Consider the following 464-nt stretch of genomic DNA (forward strand, 5'->3'; position numbering starts at 1 on the left):
GCCCCCACGGTGCAGGCCCAGGGCCTGGAGACCGGCGGCATCAGCATCACCCGCGGCGGCGGCAACGTGAATGCGGCGACCGGCCGGCAGAGCTTCGCCGGCCAGGCCAACACCACCATCGGCGCCCAGGCCTTCGGCCGCGGCGCCCGCAGCGAGACCTTCGGCGGCGGCAACCTGAACGCCGCCCTCGGCCGCGGCAGCACCGCGCTGCAGGACACCACCACGGTCGGCGGCATCGCCCAGGGCCGCGGCGCGCTGAGCCAGACCTTCGGCGGGCGCAACGCCAACCTGGCGCTCGGCCGCAACAGCCTGGCCGGGCAGTCGGTGACCACGCTGGGCGGCACGGCGATCGGCCGCGGCGCGCAGTCCCAGGTCTTCGGCGGCATGAACCTGAACGCCGCCACCGGGCGCGACAGCACCGCGCAGCAGCAGGTGCTGACCATGGGCGGCGCCGCCGGCCGCGG

At 76.9% G+C, this 464-nt stretch carries 1 protein-coding gene; it reads left to right on the forward strand.

Annotated elements, in window-relative coordinates; translation table 11 throughout:
* The coding region (locus E2C05_RS33880) for a hypothetical protein (protein ID WP_205083320.1) at positions 1 to 464 on the forward strand (464 nt) is incomplete at both ends.

This window comes from Paracraurococcus ruber (assembly GCF_004353985.1).
Classification (GTDB): Bacteria; Pseudomonadota; Alphaproteobacteria; order Acetobacterales; family Acetobacteraceae; genus Paracraurococcus; species Paracraurococcus ruber.